Here is a 17149-nt window from a genome sequence, read left to right on the forward strand (position 1 = left end):
CCTCATATAAAAATGAAATTGCGCATAAAACGCACTACCCTATTTGTGGGCATATTAAAAAAATATGTACACATGAATAAAAAGATTTAAGAAAACAAATTCAAGAAGGAAGATGCCGTTAGTTTGTAGGAAATCATACTAAGCGTGTTATAGCTCTTCCTTATTTTCGCTTGCAAAGATACAAAACAGAGATACCCCTTGTCAAGTTTTTCACGAATTATTTTTATTTTGCTGTCACTCCTATCACCCTTTCATCAGTCCTAACGTACTGACGAACAAGCTTCTACGGTAAATGTTAAAAATGACAGCAAAGAGTTTTCAAACTTAGTGTAGTGGATAAGAGATTTACTGAAAAGAGTAAATAATATTTTCACATTCACATCAAGCATTATATTGGCTGTATAATACAAACACTGGCTGACTTTCTTGTGAATGCCAGCCAGTGCACGGTTAATACCTAAATAATTGTATTCCTCTTGGAACTAAGATTTAAATGGTGAGTACCAACTACTCCAATGCTCGGTTAAAGAACAGTCGACGTTCTTTAACCACAATGATAACAGACACTATAAGCAGTAATACAGTCTGTATACACTTGCTATCGGGGTGAGTTGCAAATATTTCATTGAAATAACCTGCCGTAATGTGAAAGATAATAGCTACGAGGATATTTCGGTTGGTTTTATAATAGAGCCAGTTCATCAAGATAACAAAAGGAAAGATACTAACGATGAAGTTCAGACTATAAAGCCAGCCCTCACTCACCACATTAGCGTGATAATAACCCTTAATACCTGCAAGGGGAAAATGCCAAACTGCCCAATAAGCTGCAAACAGCATAGATGTTTTGAAGAGACTCATTCGAGAACGGAGACAGTCTGTTCCATAACCATGCCATGCAAGTTCCTCAAGCGTAGGTGCAAGTATAAGGAGGAACCATACAGGGAAGACACCCGAAGTAAAGGTGTAATGACCTGTAATAATGAATTGCGATGGACTGTAACCGAACAACAGAGATACTGCCATAGCACACAAGATACTTGCTGGCATCAGTAGGCAAGCTGTGAGATAATATTGCCACTTATCGGAAGACAAGTTTAGGAATCGTCCAAGGAAATCCTTACGAAGGTCTTGATGTCGAGAGACTAACATAATGGTTAGAATCATTGGGAAGAAAAGTCCTGCCAATCCCAACAATGGAGCTACCCATGTGCTTTCCGAATAAACTACATGATGACTTACATAACTTGCAGCAAACCAGAATATCCATGGGATAAGGGTTGCCAAGAGATAGAAAAGTACCGCATGACGATACTTGATGACGATGTTTTCTTTCATATTGCTTTGATGCTATCAATAACAGTGATCACGTAAATAACAAGACGTACATGAACAGTAACAGCCAATGTATTACAAAATCGCAACAAATATACTTCCTACATCGCAAAGAGCCAAAATGAAACACTTAAAATACTCTGTGTCTGATATATTTTTGATTTAGATTATCCCATATTTAACTCAAATCTGTCGTTAGACCACAATATATATAATTCTTATTACTATAGTATTGTTTCCTAACATCTTTCATTCTACTATCGCGCATTCTTTTGGCTATATGACGCTATCAATGGCTGATTTGAAGTGAGAATCAGCATAGTCAATATCTAATAGGTTGTATTCTTCAAGAGACCTAATAATCTATTATCAAAGTCCACTCAAATAATCATATTCCTTCTTATATCGTTCAATACGTTCATAATCCTTCTTTGCTGGATTAGGAATACGAGTAAGATCCATATTGTGAGTAAGGTCGTGCATCTTTACTGCTTTTGCAAGAGCATTGCTTTTAATTCGCTGAATATATGTTTCTCTGTTAGGCGCAAGGTGATGATTGAGCAAATGTAAAGCATCGGCAAGTTCAAGTCTATCAGTATCTGATAAGGGAGTTCTTAATTTCGCATCTAATAAGTTAAGCACTTCTTCAACAGAATGTGGAGTATCTTCACTTGCATCGTGTAGATAACCCACAACCTGCTCTTTCCAAGTACTTCCCATTTTGGCAACAGTTGTAAGATGATCTGTGAAGTAATCAACCCCAGCTTTATCCACCTGCCCTTTGTGTAGCTCGCAAGCTAATACGGCAGCACATTGTACGATGTCTTTTTCCTTGTTGACTAACATTTCTAAAATTGAGTTTATATGTAACAAAAATCTCTACAAGTCTACTCTGAGTGATTCTATCATAGCGAGACATCTGCAAAACCTCATATAGATAGCGAAATCATAAATATAACTCATTGATTATCAATAGTAGCTTTTGGGTGTAAAAAGACTTTTGCAGAGGTCTCATAGCACAAAGATACTTCTTTTTATGAATACTTTAACCCTTTACCCCTCCTAATTTCATAGTATTATATAAAACAAATTGCAGCAACCCATTACCGGACTGCTGCAATTATTTTAGTTTTAAAAATTTACTTCACTTCCTCAAATATATTCAATACTGATTACCAATGATTTACATTTGTATGGTACAAAAATGTTTCCTCAATTTGAGTAGTATTGATTAGAAAACATCTTGAATGTTATCACCATTTACTGCACGACTGTAAGTTTTGTCATTTTAAATATTTTAATCTATTTATTAATTTCATGAAATTTTCATGTATATCCCTCTCAGATAGGTGAACATATTCAAGTACATTTCGTATCGAACAGTAACTGTTATAAGGAGCGTCAGTTTCTGTCAAAATTCTTTCTCTTGGTATAGCGGCTATAATCTTTCTCCCATTTTCAGATAAAGTCATGGCTTCATTTATAGAAAAATAATAACCTTGATCAACAATCTCCTTGATAATATTTACTGGACCTGAGTACCAGTGAAATATAACATTCTTTATTTCATACTTTTTCAAAAGTTCTAATAAAGTCTTTTCTGCTCTTCGTGAATGAACACTTAAAATTTTATTCTTACCTTTGAGCATAATCAAAAGTTGAGAAAGTACATCTATCTGAATATCCCTTGTACTATAACCTTCCTTCGAAAAGTCAAGTCCAATTTCCCCAATATAAGAAGTTTTATCTAACATCTTACCAAAAAGTTTAAGTTCATTTTGGTTATCAGATATAAGTAAAGGATGGAACCCCAAAGATAGTCGCACATTATGTAATAGCTTTATGAATGGATACCCCATTTGGAAATGACTAGGTAGATTAGTCATCCCTATAGCTATATCGCCTTTTCGCTCAACATTTTTGATATAAACTTCAGGATTAGGCATCATGTCATAATGACAATGTGTATCAATTATCATAATTATTCTATTCCAGCCATCTGTTTGATTTCATGAGGTGCTCTTGTTGCTATCCAATCTTTGACTTGTTCATAAGAATGCATACCTAATCTCACATAATTATTTAATTCATCAGAATCAGTAATTCCATTCATCAATAACTCTCTCCGTATAATATGTTCATTAAATCTATTTTTTAAAAAGAACAATAAGGCTTTAAAATCTCTCGTACTCTTTTGTTCACGATTTGAGAGATTATATTTCACTCCATGAAATACATCCGTTCCAATTAAATCTGTATTGTCCAATCCAACAGCATCAAGCGAAACTCGCCTATACAGACAAGGTAAACACATACCACAATGATTTATATGTGTTTGTTTAATTATTTCCGAGTCTTTATCCCAGTAGTGATTATGTCCTCGTTTAGCACAAGAACATGACAAATTGGCTAAATTTATCAATATATCCCTCTTCGAATTATCCTCATAACAATTATTCATCATATCGGCTTTTGATAGATATTTATAAGGATTTTCAAACTTATTATTTATACCTATTAATAAAAGTGCTTCTTCAAGTTTTTTAATAAAAGTTGGATGCGTTGTTCTCGTGCTACATGCACTTCTTCGCCCTTTATCTAAAGGAATATTTATTGAAATTGTACCATTTTCTGGTACTATAAGATTCACTTGTTCACCAATATGATAAGCGGAATAAATTCCTGCTGCAAAAAATAATAAAGAACGGGATCTAAATGTAGCTTCAGCAGGACTACCACTGATTTGCCATGTCCCAGGACGTAATCCAGCATTTAAGAGTAATCTATCATATTTGCCTTCAAATATCCGATTATTCATACAATAATCCAGAATATTGTCTTGGTCATGTCCTTCTTTTCCTAGTTCTTTATGCGATATTAAAAGAACCTTCTTTCCCGCGCTTAAAGTCGAAGCTTCATCTATAAAACCTATTAAAGAATCAAGTCCACCCGAAAACAGAGCAACTTTTTCATAATCTTGATAATCATAATCCATAATCTTCCTTGTTGGATTATAATCATAACCTTGACCTTGCACAAAATTAATATTCCAATTATCTCCTGTTAAAAAACTGATTGCTCTATTAAACACTTCACGTCCTTGATTCATAGAATCCAAATTATTAACAGGAACATTGCACAATTTTATTTGTCTTCTCCAGCCATCCACAGAATATTTTTGCCGATTTAGGGCTCGGTCTACATTATAAACGATGAATGCAAGTATCAAAAAATCAAAAGCAGCCGAAGTTGTATCTCTAGAAAAACTCCATAATTGTTTAATATCAAACTTCAACTTTACAGAATTTGGATTATTATCATAATTCATAAAAGAAAGTTCAAAATCGCCAAGAAATTCGGGGCTCATTGAAGGGGTATAGTTTATATTTATTCTTGTTTCCATATTTCTAAAATTTCTGCTGTTAGATTATCTAATATTTTTTTTCCTTCTTGGGAGTCAAGATTGACCTCTTTTAAATTATCTGTTAACTTTTCGTCTAATTCTCTGTGTAACCAATTTCTTATATGGCTAAGAACTCTTTCTGGATTATCACATTTACTAAATATATGACTCTGAAATAATTCTGCCGAATATTCTAGAATGTATTCTATTTCAAAGCTAACAATCCAATTAACCAAATCTTCTTCAGTAGCATTCTTGATTTTTTGCTCTATTTCTTCTTGTGTTTCACAATCTGCTAAAATATCATCTAAAAGTTTATCCATTGCATATATTGCAGCAACATCATCCATTGAAGAATCGTGTTCCCCAGACAAATAGGACAATATTTTTTCAATAAAATCTTTTTTTTCTGCAGGTTGCTGGTCTGCAGGCAATCCACCTATTTGTAGTACTCCTGCTAAACCATTAGAACGAACGTCTTCTATAAACGAAACTAAATTATTGGACATTCGTGCACCAGCATTTCCAAATAACGAACGCCCACTACGTCGTCTATTATTTCGATATACATCATCACCTAGAGCATTTGAAAAACTATATGCAAATTTTTTGCAATTCTCATCATTATTTCCCCGTTCATTAGCAACACTAGTAATCGAACGTTTCGCTTCTGCCCAATTAGGACCTGTTTTTAATTTATGTGATTGTGAAGTTCCCATCTTATTTATTTTTTCTTTTTAATGTATTAATTAGTGCCGTAGATTTTTTTATTCCTTCGACATAATCATGTATTTCACCCTTAATATTTAATAATCGACTAAAAGTTGTACTTGCTTGCGGATCAATATGGTATGTGTCGACCCCAGCAAATAGTTGCTTAATACATTCGAGGTTATTACTAATAAGAATGTTATTTTCATCACAATTCAGAATTCTCCAACATATTTGAGAATCAGGATTTTTACGTAATCTATCATTTAACAAGTGTAACAACATGTTAAGTTCTTCTTCATCTAGGCTATTTAAAATTGCAGGTAGTTGTCTTTTCATTACTCTATCTGACTGTATAGAACATAGATTTTTAAAAATGAGACTAACCTTATTAGTAACAAATGAAGCAATAGGCTTTTCATTTTTTAAAGCATCCCTTGCAACCCAGAAATAGTCTTGTAAATTAACATCAACAAGCGACGGTTTTGATGCAATCCATTTTGTTAAATATTCAGAAGACCAATTATCTTTCCATCTTGCATCTTGGATGCCACCTTCTGATTTTGCTTCTTCTTCAGCTTCTGTTATTGGTAAAATGCCATCATTATCTCGCTGTATTTTATATAAATCTTCAAAGCGTGTAGCATATTTAGTATTATACTCCAGAACCATTAGTTTAACCAAAATATCGGGTTGTATATTATCAAATCCTGCCACATTAGCTAGTTCTTTTCGAACATACAGAGTGTTCAAAAAGCGTTTTAATTGTCTAGGGTTTCCATTTAAAAATTGTTTCATTATTGGAACAATGGTTAGCATATATTCAACGCTACTAAAATCTATACCAGTATTATTTGATTTTATGTTTTCAATATTATATTTTGAATGTTTGTCTCTTCTTCTAAATTCTACATATTTTTTATGAACATTATCAAATGCATTTTTATCCAATGTATTTTTGCACAATAATAGTGTTATATATGTTTCTTGTTCATTGTCAGAAAGTCTAGGTATTTTATATGGTAGTTGAATTAATTTTTCGAGATAATCTGAAAAAGGACTTGAAATTTCTTCTTTTTCTTGTTCAATTGGATAGTGAGTTTTTATTGCATATTCAATAATTCTTTCATCAGCTCCAATAACAAATGCAGTATTCTTTACATTTACAAATAGCTTTACCGCCTCTAAACAATCAATAATTCGCTCTGGTGCACATCGATCCAAGTCATCAATATACACAATTATAGCCTTATATTCTGTCTCTTCTATTAACTTTTCAAAAATGAGACGAAATTTGGCAATGAATTTAGAAGAGTTACCACTACTTACTTCATTAAATAACTCGTTATATTCCTTATCTCCAGTAATTTTGTCTATGTCGTCTTTACTAGGTAGCCATTTTTTTATTCTATTTGGAGTAAGATTCTCAAATGCTTTCTTGAGTACAAATACTCCAGCTTTTAAAAAATCTATTTTTTGAAAAAAAAGATCTATTTTTTCACCCAAATCAGTACGATTAGCAATATCTCTTTTCAATGAGTCAAGTATAGTTTCTACTACTGTCAATTTTGTAGAATCAAAATCTTCAAACTGCCAGCTATTGAACTGAATCTGAAGAATATTACAAGCAGGATTAGCTTCCTTCCACTCTTTAATACCATCATGCAACAAGAGCATTAAACTGCTTTTACCTGACCCCCAATTTCCAAACACCCCTATGGAAATTGGCAACATTTCATCTGCTAAAATGATTTTTTTTAATAAATCTGCATGGACTTGATATCCAAGCAAATCTTGTGTTGTTTCGTTATCTGCCCACATATAATTACAATTAATTAAACTATTTCATACACAGTTTCATCCCCGCAAATATTGCGTATCTTCAGCCTTAATGGTTTCTCAGTGGAAGTAATTGTACCATCCCACACTTCTTTGGTATCGATACCATTTTTCCGAACATAGCCGAGTTTGTCGATGAGGATTTCAGCAGCGCTGTGCCATGGGGCGGAGAATTCGGGGGAAGTGCAATCGAGGCTTAGGAACTCAATGGTTTCCAATCCTCCTTCGCTTAGGGTGATAGGGGTGAAGGTTTTCTTGCCTTTAAGTGCCTGCTGCTGTCCTTTGAGATTAAAGTCGGCTATCTTTTTGTTCACTCGGTCGCTAAAGAAACGATTGATTCTTACTTGCCACACTTTAAAAGCATCACCTTCTGGTTGTACTTCCTTCACTTCAAATTCGGCATCATCTTCTACAACAACGTTGTCAAGCACATTCTTTAGGTCTCTCAGTTCAACTTCTATCAACGTGTCGTTCTGCTCTTTAATGAATTGTTTAATTTCTTTTATATCTGTGATGTCAATATAATATACAACTACTTTTTTAGTTCCGTCAGGCAGGTCGGGCATAGCTTCTTTCAGGATTCGATTCATCAGTGCTGTGTCTAACATACGGGTGCTACTATCCATTAAGTTTGGAAGATAAACAGGTAGCATACCATCTTTTGTGTCGTGAATACTTCCTTCCCAAAACTTATCGAGCGCATCTTCATTACGAAGTCCAGGAATCAGGCTCTTCAATCTATCCATCGTCTGCACGGGATTACGATAGAGCGAAACACCGTCTTTTATTTCCAACACCTCAAACTCAGCACCCGCTTTCACCAAGCGGTCGCGCGTGGTTTCAATGCTGTTAATGCCAATATCGCAATGGATAAACCTGCGACCTAATCTATTAGCAACAGCAGCAGTTACACCACTACCACCAAAAAAATCTGCCACAAGCATATCCTCATTGCTGCTGGCTTTGATGATGCGCTCCAATAACGCTTCAGGCTTTTGTGTCGCATAACCTACGGGTTCATTTTTGTCAGCAGGCTGTAACATCGACATCCTCCAAACATCATCAATAGTAAATTCGTCAGAATCTACATAAATTACTTTTCCCTGATTATCTTTTGCATTAACCAATTTTTGAGTTTCTTTATCCCAAATTCGTTTTATTTGCTTGATAGTTTCTGCACGTTTTTCCTTAACCTGATTATAAGTAAATTCATCAGACTTACTATAATAAAAAAGTGAATCATGATTTGAAGCGAAACGATATACGTTACCTTGCATTTTGTTGTAATAATACCAAATAACCTCATTTCTAAACTTATCCTCTCCAAACACCTCGTCCATCAGAATTTTCACATAATGTCCTATATGCCAATCCAAATGCACATAGATAGAAGCCGTGTCGCTCATAACAGCTTTGATTGCAACAAGATTCTCATACATCCAATTGAGATAGCGTTCCTTATCCCACACATCACCATACATCTTTTCTTCAAAGTTACGCAGTTCTTCGCTATCAATCTCAGTCTCAGCTTGCTTAATAGCTTCTGCCACCTTTGGGTTACGACGAATATAAACCTTCTTGGCATAATCGGCACCACTGGCAAAAGGTGGGTCGATGTAAACAAGGTCTACTTTTACCCCTTTCTCTTTAAGATAAGCACAAGCAGAAAGACACTCACCACGTAGCACGAGGTTATGATTAGGATTCTTGCCCACCACTTCTCGGCTTTCTACTTCGTAGAGTGGCATACCACGCTGAATACGTTCAAACACTTTACCATTATCACGATAGCGAAGAATACGCTGCGTGCGCACAAAGTTATCGAGTATAGCTTGTCCTTCGAGAACATTAGGATCGTAAGAAATATATTTGATTGCCATAATGAATTCTATTATTTGAAAAATTGATTGATTGCTGTAATGGTCTTTTTATCTTGCTCGGTTGGTGTCATCGTATCTTCGATATACAAGAAACTGAAACGATTGTAACCGAAACGCTCGTTATTGAGTTTCACAAACTCTTCTTCCATAAACTGCCTGCGTTCAGCAAACTTGGCAGCAAAGCCTTCGCCTTTCGTCTCAATAATAAGTATTTGTTTGATTGCCCCTTGTTCATCTCTGCTAATCACTAAGAAATCGGGCGTGTAATTGCCGAGCAGACTCCAGTCCTTACCATTCTTTTTATAACAACGTATTTTGAAATCGGTCAGGTTGTCATCGCCATTGAAATAAAACTCGAGTTGCTTATCCCGTATGATAGCTTGGAGAGATTTTGAGAAATAACTTATCTCAAAACTACTGTCGAACCTGTAAGGCAGATAATGATAAGTCTTATCATTGATGTTGCTTTCCGTTGGCTCGTAACTATCGGGACTATTCAATAGTGCTTGTATGGTTTGGTCTTGATTGCTTAATGTTTTAAGCGTATCAATGGTTGTTTGTATTTCTGCCTTTAGAGTTTTCTCACCTTTATCTGCATCAACTATCTTTAATACCAGCTCTTGGTTTGGGAAATATTTAGAAGTATCATTCACTTCTATTACTGATTGGAAGTTCTTAATCTGAAGAAGTTCAGCAGTCTCTGGTATCACTTCCTCTTTCACCTCAATAGAACGATGAGGAATAAAGGCTTTTCGTACATTGGCACGTACCTGTATTTGGTTGTATTCTCCCTTAAGAAAGTGTATACCACCACGAATATCTGTAATCGTATTAAAGATAGCTTGCAAAGCCGTGGTATATTTCTTTAATTGAGCAATATGCAAAGTGCGGAAGCTCTCTTTACAAATAAGATGTAGCCAACTGTTGAATGTTATTGGCTTATCGTGTTCATCATCCTGCAACTGTTCTGTAGCCTTATCTTCAACCTCTCCTTTTAAGTTTTGTTGTCGGATTAGTTGTAAGTCGCTGGTAGCATATAATTCATTTCTTTGCAGTTCTTTTGCTGTATTCAACTCATCTTCTAACACTAATGTCAGGTAAGACACCTTCAACTGAAAGAAGTCAATCGGAGGCACACGCAATTTTTCCATACGTGAGAAACGCTGCAAGGTGTACTGTTTAGCACTACCACCTTTGTTAAGTTCTTCAATAGAAGTGTGCTGCTGCTTATCCAACTCCTTATTTAGCGTTTTCGCATTATCATCGTTAAGCCAAATCAAAGCTGTTTCCTTATTATTTTTTACAACCTGACGTAAGCAACGACAAGAAGTTTGCAAAACCATATTTTGGGGACATGCGCCTTTTTGAGGCAAGATAACACTGGTAAGACTTTTGCAATCCCAGCCCTCTTTGCCAATTTGTGCTAACAAAACAATCTTTATCTTTGAGAGACTGGTGTCTAATGAAGCAAATTCAGTCGCCGCACTCTCAGACACAGAATACTCCTTGTTTCCTCCATGATATTTAAGAATAGTATCAGCAGGATTCAAGCCGAACTTGCTGATAAGTTCAGCAACAATAGGATAGATATTCTCCTCCAAATTGTCTATACGCCCACAATAGATGGCAAGTTTTGCACATGTACCATTAGAATAATTCAAATTGCCATAGGTATCAAGAAACTCTGACACACCTTTGCGGATAATAGTTTCATAACCACCATCTGATACTTTTATTGTAGGAGACTTCAAGAAATTACCCACACCTTCTATCAGCGGATAATAATAAACAACATTTGAAAGATTCTTGTTTTTCAATGACAAGTCTAATCCTACCTTCATCGACTCGGCAGTGGAAAGATAAGGAGTTCCCGAGAAACCTAAAACAGAATTAAAGGTTTCTGTTTCTGTCCATTTATTAACAACTTGACGAAGTTTTATGTCTCCGTCTGAAGCATGGTGCACCTCGTCAATGAAAATAGAAAGATGGGGAATCTTTCCTACAATAGAACGAAGCTCATTAGATATCTCAAACTCTTTCTTTTCCTTATCGCTAAGAAGTGATGGGCTTTTATCTTTATCTAATTTATCAAGAATTACTTTCTCAGCATTGGTTACTGCCACCAGACTACGAACTTCATTTGACGTCAGATGACTATTTATCTTTTGTGCATTTGGGTTCTTAACAAGATTGCTTTTTTGTGCAGTCTTCTGAGCATCAAGTACCTCAAACTGAATCTCATTCTTTATTTGAGATGCTGTAGGGTTTGGAAGAATCCACGTAGGGTCAAAGTCTTGTATATTCTTTATACTTGGGATAATAGAAGCCTTCAAGCCTGATGGAACCAAGATCATAAAGTTATGTGCAAATGAGAGGTTATCTGGCTCATTTAATGAAAAATATAAGTCAAGATAGATAAACGCAGCCATCAAATATGTCTTACCGGCTCCCATTGGCAAGCTAAAAATATAGTCGGGATAGTCTACATCATAAAAAAACTTCTTAAAGACAGCTACATAATCTATTGTATCAGGGTTCTCTTCAATATATTTCTTTAATGCTGGTGCTGAAACATTCCCTTGTTCATCACGCTGACAAGCATATTCATAAAGTGAAGCTGCTGCTTTATCAGTTTCAAGAATAGTCCTCGCCTTAGCAGTAAGACTTATATTATCAAGATTGAGAGACAAGAAATCGCCCTCCGTGAAAAGCCTCCACAAAGGTTTATTGCCACATTCTATCTTCAAGAACAAGTAAGTCTTTATAGCCTCTATTTGTGCATCACGCATCATTCCTTTACTTTCAATGTATGAAAGCAAAGACTTGACAGGGCAATCTATACGACTTAACCACTCATTCCTTTTCCTTTGTATGATATTATAGAACATTATATTGTATCTAATTATTTATTTCATTAATTGTTATTTTAATCATTTGGTACATAATAATATAAAAAATGAAGCATAGAATTATCTGATTTTTTGGTAATTATCCAATCTTCTATGGCAATAAGAAATTATTCCAAGTATCTCAAGTGCATCTTGTTCTGAAATCTCCCAGTCAACTTTGGGTTCATGTGCAGTTGGATTTCTAAACATACTGCATAAACCTTTAAGTAAACTACAGAAACCTTCATGCTCATTCTTTTCTGAACTTGTTTGAAAATTATTTATAATTAATATGGGATTCTTGCTAAACACTTCCTCTATAAGTTTATTCCCATCCGTTTTCATTCCCGATAAATCTCTTATACGCTGGAACAATCCTTTGTTTGCCTCTAAAACAGCATGGAAGTAATTATTTACTAACAATTCAGCTTTACAGTATTTTATAATTTCGCTATGCCCCTTTCTTTGTTCTACTTCTTGTTTTAGATTGTTTGCCTTGATTTGTACATCAGAAATAGTACTTGCAACTGCAATTTCTCTAAACTTTCCTGACTCGGCAAGTTCATATCCAACGAATGCCAATTGTTGATTCACCTCACTTCTAATTCTTTCAAACTCTTCTTCATTCTTGATATATCGGCTTGGAGCAAGAGCATAACCTATAAAACGTAATATATTATTAGAGCATTTATTCTTATTCTGCTCACTGGCTAAAGAGTTAAATAAATTCTTTCTTTTGGCAACCATTACACCTTCTTGGGTTTTATCCTCAATATTAGCCTGCAATAGTAATCGGTGTATTTCTGAACCTGTTAAGCCCTTATCTGTATCACCAAGTATATTCGCAATCATCTCGATAACATTAACGGGAAAGCATTTTCTTAATATAGCCATAAAATTTAATCATTTTGTTCGTAATAGTATGAGTAATCAATACCTTTCATAAACATTTCTCGGTCATCAATCTTGGTGGTGAGTGCAGGCAGTACCAAAGCTTTGATGTACGTGCTATCAGAAATACTCTCACGCATTGCGGTCAGATATTCATTTTTATCTATCTGACTCCAATCCACACACCGTTTGAGAGAACGCTTCAGCATGAGGTCGAGCCAAATGCGAGTACTGCGACCATTACCTTCCATGAAAGGATGGGCAACGTTCATTTCCACGTATTTGTCCATAATCTCATCAAAGGTTGTTTCGGGCATTCGTTCTATTATTTGCAAAGAATTGGGGAAGTGCATACAATTAGCAAAAGTAAAACCTCCTTTGGATATATTCTTAGTTCGGATTTGTCCTGCAAAGTCATACAATCCTCCAAAGAGATAAGCATGTATCTGTTGCAGACATTTTAAACTTCCTGGTTCTATTGTTTTCAGAAGATTGCTTTCAAAGAGTTGATAAGCTTTTTTCTTACTCTGCCCATCAATGGTGTTGTTGCTGTAGGTAAACCAATCAAGAAATTCCATTGCCTTGACATTGGGTATTGCTTTTGCCAGTAGAACAACCCCTTCTCCATCCAACATATCTGTCAATCGTTGTTTTCCATCTTGGGCTTGCAACTTCAACTGGTTAGTAGCACTAACCAGTTCGTTATTCTCCTTCTTCAACTTAGTTTTGAGATACTTCCAATAGTTTCTCGTCTTTTGGTAATCATCTTGCTCGTTAATCGCAGCAATGATGTCCAGCACAGAGAACCACCACTTACTATGTTCCTCGTCCCACACCGCCCTAACTTCACGGTCGTTGAAAAAACGGATAGATTTTTTATGCTCTACCATAATAAAGTTACTCATCTGGTGTGTTAATCAATTCTTTTGGATTCACCTGCAAGATCTCCGCTATCTGAAACAGCAATTCAAGGCTTGGCTGACGACGATTGCAAACGTATGAGTTCACTATAGTGAAACTCTTACCAAGTTTTTCCGCAAGCCATGTTTGCTTAATCCCTTTCTCGATAAGCACCTCTTTGATTCTATTAGTTGGACTTTCCATAAATATTATATGATAGTTTGCAAATATAGTAAATTTTCTTGTATAAAATACTTAATAAGAGGGGAATTTTCCCCTCTTATTAAAGTTTATGTGTTCAATACTATTTGTTTTTCTTATTTTGCAGGTTATTCTGCATCAAACTATCTGCCTTTTGCTTCAATTCCATGTCGTAATCATCTGCTTTTTCCTTGATTAGTTTAATAATCTTTTCATTGCGATGAATGTCAAACACTTCGTTAAGCCATAGGATTTCCTTAGGGCTACAACCTCGCCATACTCTAATGACACGAAATTTCAAGGCATCGTCTTTGTATTGCTGTTTACGTTGCCACAAGAAGTAATTGCCGACCAAAGAAACAAAACAAAGGACAGATACTGCGACCATATAAGTAAAGACTTTCGAGGACTTGAGGTCAAAACTGTGCCTGTGAATATGTTCCTGCGGTATTGGATGCTCTTTATTCTCTTGCCATTCGTGCAACATGGTCAAGACGCTTGCCACCAATTTGTCCATGGATTTAGCCTCCTCGTCCTTGATGCGCACTTGCACACCAATATACTTGTTAATCACTTCTTTTGTTCGCTTTTCATACTGATTGAGCATTTCCAGTTCTTTCTGCTCATCACTTTGTGCTAGTGTAGATTGAACAGGGAGAGAAACAGAACCGTTCTCCTTTTCTTTCAACTCTTTTAGTTCCCTGTAAATTGTCTCCAGCTTGTTTTTAATTTCCTCAAAGAGAATAAATGTATTATTATCTGCCATAGTTATAAGTGTATTTTACGTTTTTTCTTTTTCTTCTTTTTATCAAGTGTGTTGTAAACCTCCGCAGGGACAGTACCATGAGTTTGAAACAATCCCAGTCCTCCTTCTATAAGGTCGTTGGCTATTTCGCTCGTAACATCTGCAACATTAGATATAAAGTTTATTGTTCCTTGCATCTGCTGTTCTTGTTCCCTGTTTTTCTGTTGCAGGGCAAAGTCTATCTTGGAGTAACTGAAATCCCTATCCACTTTAGAGCCATTGAAATGATAACCGTTCTTTTCAAAGATGATACCCTGCACCTCCTGTGAGTTGCTTTTGAACTTAAAGCGGACATCAATATCTTGCTTTTTCAAGTGAGCAAGAAGGTCTTTCCAATTCCTGCACTGAGCAATCTCTGCTTTCAACGTCTGATAGATTTCATACTTAGTCTTATCAGGTTCTTTTAAGCGATACTCTTTGACTTTCTCCTTGCCATCGGCAAAGTATAAACCATATTTGGTGGTCAGTTCTTTACAAATCTTCTCACTTCTGAATCGGTCGTTACGGTCAGAGATAGTCTTGCCATTATTGTTTATCCGATTAAAAGCGATATGAATATGTGGGTGTTCCTTATCGAAATGGCGACCGATAATGTACTGCGTATCTTTTATACCCATCTTCTCCATGTATTCACGAGCGCTCTGCGCCATCCATTCATTACTGAGCTTGGAAGAATCCTGTGCCGAGAAACTCAGGGAGATATGCCCCACAACCTTGCTTACTCGTGGATTCAGTTCTGTCTGGTCGATGAAACTTTGGACAATATGGTTGATGCTCTCCGTTCTCACTCCGGAACTATCAATGAGTTCCGTTCCTTTCTTCGGGTCAAGGATATAATTGATGACACCCTTGAAGCCCGAACCTTTCATTATCTTGGCAATCATTTTCGTATCAGATTTAGGATTTCGTCAATCTTGCCAATGATGATTTTGTGGAAAGGAGCAACGACATGAAACCCATCCGCATTGGCACGATGTGCCAATTGATTGAGATTATTTGCCATTCCACACAGCTTGCGGATGAAGTCTGCTTGCTCTACGGTCAGTCGTTCAATGACATTTCCTTTATCAAGAACTTTTCTTACAAACTCACTCATGGTTACTCCTGCGCTTTTAGCTTTGCCTTTGAGTGTATAGTAATCCTGCGTATTCAGTTTCACCGTGATGCGGTATTTCTTCTTTTCGGCTGCGCCCTTGGTTGGACGACCACCTTTTTTATATTCTGTTTTTATCATACTTATTTCTTTTATTTGATTTAATGGAGACCAGCGGGATAATCCTCTGCAACGACTGTCAGGAGGTGGAGCAAGTGGTTTTGGTATGCCCAAAACATAAACTTGCTCCCCGAAAAACAGATTATGCGAAGCAAATTCTACAATCATAGCTTAATCCCTTTGATTTTCTTATTTTCTGCTTTCTCTGAACGCTTGAATTCAGCACATAAATACTCATTTAAATCTTTATAATTCTGGAAGACGGAAGAACAGTCTTGAACATCAAAACCGTCTCTTTTGAGTTGTTCTAAAGTTAGCTTTCCTCCTTCATCATTATCTAAATATGAACAGATGAGCTTGTGCTTTGAAAGAAAAAATCTTGACTTTTTGATATTATTAATCGAGTTAAGTATCAGTGCAGCTTTCTTCTCTTCATCTGGACTCATCGTAAGCAGACTAAGATAATCTATAAAACCTTCAAACAGATTGATTTGTTCCGAAGGACTGGGAACATACGAGATATCGGAAGGAGGCAAACACCCTTTAAAGTATGGATTGCGTAACGCATACCCATAAGAATTGTTTGGAAATCCTATTGCGTAAAAACTTCTATCACCAATTCTATAATGGATTTCCCTACTATATTTTTTCGCAATGTTCAGATTGATTCCTCTATGTGTGAGATATTCTATGAGATTTGGATGACATAAGTTGCTAGAGCCAATAACCTCTATACGTGATTGGTTTGGAGAAATTATTTTGCTATTAGCTATGGAGAATTTTGGTAGGTTATTTTGTTTGCCATTAAACAACTCTATAGCTTGTACTAAACTGCAATTATGTAATTTCATAACTAAATCTATAAGACTCCCACCTTTATCAAGAGCAAAGTCATACCACAGATTTTGGTTATAATCAACTTTGAAACTTGGAGTATGTTCATTTCGGAATGGACTTTTATACATTCCGTAATAGCCATAATTCTTTATAGGGTATATAGACATACTACCTAAGTAATCTTTAATTGATATTGCTTTAATTTCATCTATTGTCATACTTGTAACTTTTAAATCTATTACTTAC

15 protein-coding genes are annotated in these 17149 nt (G+C 35.7%); all 15 read right to left on the bottom strand.

The window, feature by feature from the left end:
* Positions 1-507: 507 nt before the first annotated feature.
* The 15 genes from HMPREF9144_RS08240 to HMPREF9144_RS08310 all read right to left on the bottom strand — a co-directional run bounded on the left by HMPREF9144_RS08240 (position 508) and on the right by HMPREF9144_RS08310 (position 17121).
* On the bottom strand, positions 508-1338 hold the full coding sequence (locus HMPREF9144_RS08240) for a CPBP family intramembrane glutamic endopeptidase (RefSeq protein ID WP_006045500.1): 831 nt from the start codon (positions 1336-1338) through the stop codon (positions 508-510).
* Between the two features lie 366 nt (positions 1339-1704).
* Positions 1705-2181, bottom strand: coding sequence for a hypothetical protein (locus HMPREF9144_RS08245; protein ID WP_006045501.1), 477 nt, complete (start codon positions 2179-2181; stop codon positions 1705-1707).
* 437 nt (positions 2182-2618) lie between these two features.
* The gene (locus HMPREF9144_RS08250; RefSeq protein ID WP_006045502.1) at positions 2619-3314 is read right to left on the bottom strand and encodes a TatD family hydrolase; all 696 of its coding nucleotides are present in this window, start codon (positions 3312-3314) and stop codon (positions 2619-2621) included.
* A gap of 2 nt (positions 3315-3316) precedes the next feature.
* On the bottom strand, positions 3317-4738 hold the full coding sequence (gene qatC, locus HMPREF9144_RS08255) for a Qat anti-phage system QueC-like protein QatC (RefSeq protein WP_006045503.1): 1422 nt from the start codon (positions 4736-4738) through the stop codon (positions 3317-3319).
* Entirely contained in the window at positions 4723-5457 is a 735-nt protein-coding gene (locus HMPREF9144_RS08260) for a hypothetical protein (protein WP_006045504.1), read from the bottom strand. The genes qatC and HMPREF9144_RS08260 overlap by 16 nt, the downstream gene beginning before the upstream one ends.
* A 1-nt stretch (position 5458) precedes the next feature.
* Positions 5459-7270, bottom strand: coding sequence for a KAP family P-loop NTPase fold protein (locus tag HMPREF9144_RS08265; RefSeq protein ID WP_006045505.1), 1812 nt, complete (start codon positions 7268-7270; stop codon positions 5459-5461).
* A gap of 14 nt (positions 7271-7284) precedes the next feature.
* Positions 7285-9168, bottom strand: a complete 1884-nt coding sequence (locus HMPREF9144_RS08270) for a DNA-methyltransferase (RefSeq protein WP_006045506.1) — start codon at positions 9166-9168, stop codon at positions 7285-7287.
* Between the two features lie 11 nt (positions 9169-9179).
* Positions 9180-12056, bottom strand: coding sequence for a DEAD/DEAH box helicase family protein (locus tag HMPREF9144_RS08275; protein WP_006045507.1), 2877 nt, complete (start codon positions 12054-12056; stop codon positions 9180-9182).
* Positions 12057-12137: 81 nt separating this feature from the next.
* Entirely contained in the window at positions 12138-12950 is an 813-nt protein-coding gene (locus tag HMPREF9144_RS08280; RefSeq protein ID WP_006045508.1) for a TIGR02391 family protein, read from the bottom strand.
* Positions 12951-12955: 5 nt separating this feature from the next.
* A complete protein-coding gene (gene fic / locus HMPREF9144_RS08285) occupies positions 12956-13852 on the bottom strand; it encodes a protein adenylyltransferase Fic (protein ID WP_006045509.1) in 897 nt (298 codons plus the stop codon).
* The gene (locus HMPREF9144_RS08290) at positions 13845-14051 is read right to left on the bottom strand and encodes a helix-turn-helix domain-containing protein (protein WP_004362600.1); all 207 of its coding nucleotides are present in this window, start codon (positions 14049-14051) and stop codon (positions 13845-13847) included. Before HMPREF9144_RS08290 ends, fic begins: the two co-directional genes overlap by 8 nt.
* A 100-nt stretch (positions 14052-14151) precedes the next feature.
* Positions 14152-14814, bottom strand: a complete 663-nt coding sequence (locus HMPREF9144_RS08295; protein WP_006045510.1) for a hypothetical protein — start codon at positions 14812-14814, stop codon at positions 14152-14154.
* 2 nt (positions 14815-14816) lie between these two features.
* Complete coding sequence (locus tag HMPREF9144_RS08300; protein ID WP_006045511.1) at positions 14817-15737, bottom strand: relaxase/mobilization nuclease domain-containing protein; 921 nt, start codon at positions 15735-15737, stop codon at positions 14817-14819.
* Positions 15734-16087, bottom strand: a complete 354-nt coding sequence (locus HMPREF9144_RS08305) for a MobC family plasmid mobilization relaxosome protein (protein WP_006045512.1) — start codon at positions 16085-16087, stop codon at positions 15734-15736. Before HMPREF9144_RS08305 ends, HMPREF9144_RS08300 begins: the two co-directional genes overlap by 4 nt.
* A 143-nt stretch (positions 16088-16230) precedes the next feature.
* Complete coding sequence (locus tag HMPREF9144_RS08310; protein ID WP_006045513.1) at positions 16231-17121, bottom strand: DUF8464 domain-containing protein; 891 nt, start codon at positions 17119-17121, stop codon at positions 16231-16233.
* Positions 17122-17149 lie beyond the last annotated feature (28 nt).

Source organism: Prevotella pallens ATCC 700821 (assembly GCF_000220255.1).
In the GTDB taxonomy this organism is placed as follows: Bacteria; Bacteroidota; Bacteroidia; order Bacteroidales; family Bacteroidaceae; genus Prevotella; species Prevotella pallens.

What these genes read in the sequence shown, in the direction of transcription:
- HMPREF9144_RS08240 (WP_006045500.1), bottom strand. Translation starts at nt 1,338, where the DNA reads ATGAAAGAAAACATCGTCATCAAGTATCGTCATGCGGTACTTTTCTAT.
- HMPREF9144_RS08245 (WP_006045501.1), bottom strand. Translation starts at nt 2,181, where the DNA reads ATGTTAGTCAACAAGGAAAAAGACATCGTACAATGTGCTGCCGTATTA.
- HMPREF9144_RS08250 (WP_006045502.1), bottom strand. Translation starts at nt 3,314, where the DNA reads ATGATAATTGATACACATTGTCATTATGACATGATGCCTAATCCTGAA.
- qatC (WP_006045503.1), bottom strand. Translation starts at nt 4,738, where the DNA reads ATGGAAACAAGAATAAATATAAACTATACCCCTTCAATGAGCCCCGAA.
- HMPREF9144_RS08260 (WP_006045504.1), bottom strand. Translation starts at nt 5,457, where the DNA reads ATGGGAACTTCACAATCACATAAATTAAAAACAGGTCCTAATTGGGCA.
- HMPREF9144_RS08265 (WP_006045505.1), bottom strand. Translation starts at nt 7,270, where the DNA reads ATGTGGGCAGATAACGAAACAACACAAGATTTGCTTGGATATCAAGTC.
- HMPREF9144_RS08270 (WP_006045506.1), bottom strand. Translation starts at nt 9,168, where the DNA reads ATGGCAATCAAATATATTTCTTACGATCCTAATGTTCTCGAAGGACAA.
- HMPREF9144_RS08275 (WP_006045507.1), bottom strand. Translation starts at nt 12,056, where the DNA reads ATGTTCTATAATATCATACAAAGGAAAAGGAATGAGTGGTTAAGTCGT.
- HMPREF9144_RS08280 (WP_006045508.1), bottom strand. Translation starts at nt 12,950, where the DNA reads ATGGCTATATTAAGAAAATGCTTTCCCGTTAATGTTATCGAGATGATT.
- fic (WP_006045509.1), bottom strand. Translation starts at nt 13,852, where the DNA reads ATGAGTAACTTTATTATGGTAGAGCATAAAAAATCTATCCGTTTTTTC.
- HMPREF9144_RS08290 (WP_004362600.1), bottom strand. Translation starts at nt 14,051, where the DNA reads ATGGAAAGTCCAACTAATAGAATCAAAGAGGTGCTTATCGAGAAAGGG.
- HMPREF9144_RS08295 (WP_006045510.1), bottom strand. Translation starts at nt 14,814, where the DNA reads ATGGCAGATAATAATACATTTATTCTCTTTGAGGAAATTAAAAACAAG.
- HMPREF9144_RS08300 (WP_006045511.1), bottom strand. Translation starts at nt 15,737, where the DNA reads ATGATTGCCAAGATAATGAAAGGTTCGGGCTTCAAGGGTGTCATCAAT.
- HMPREF9144_RS08305 (WP_006045512.1), bottom strand. Translation starts at nt 16,087, where the DNA reads ATGATAAAAACAGAATATAAAAAAGGTGGTCGTCCAACCAAGGGCGCA.
- HMPREF9144_RS08310 (WP_006045513.1), bottom strand. Translation starts at nt 17,121, where the DNA reads ATGACAATAGATGAAATTAAAGCAATATCAATTAAAGATTACTTAGGT.